Source organism: Chryseobacterium sp. DT-167 (genome assembly GCF_058310155.1).
On sequence record NZ_JBZEEQ010000134.1, the window covers coordinates 1 to 529 of the forward strand.

Below are 529 nucleotides of genomic sequence, written 5' to 3' on the forward strand. Positions count from 1 at the left end.
GCCGCGTCGGAGCCCCCCGTGGTCGTGACCGAGGCCGAGCCCATCACGGGGCTGGGCCCGACCCCCGCATCGGGCGCGCCACTGACGATCCCGGACGATGCCCGGTCGGTCAGCATCGCATTCGCGTGCGACGGCGGCGAACACGCGGTCGTGGAGTTCGGCGACTCGATGAGGCTCGAGCAGGCCGTTCTTCACGGGGTCTGCGACGGCACGCGCGAGCTCTCCTGGCCGGTGACCGACGAGACCGAGCCGGTCCTGTCGGTCACGATTCCCGAGGGTGTCGCCTGGACGGCGACCCCGACGTACTCGACGGCGCCCTTCGTCTACGACGACGCGCTGACGGAGGGGTGCGGCACTTTCGCGGAGCTCTACAGCGCCCTCATGAACGCGGACTCGGGGTACACGGACTACGACGCGTTCGGCGAGGACGAGTGGAACGAGCGGGTCGACGGGGCGGTCGGTGGTCTCGCCGAGCTCGCGGCGACCGGGGCCCCGACGCTGTCCGACCCCGTCGTCGACGTGCACGCTC

Annotated in this window: 1 protein-coding gene; it reads left to right on the forward strand. The window is 71.8% G+C overall.

The window, feature by feature from the left end; translation table 11 throughout:
- A partial coding sequence (locus AC4FQ5_RS20140) for a hypothetical protein (protein WP_491146513.1) occupies positions 1-529 on the forward strand: 529 nt, incomplete at both ends.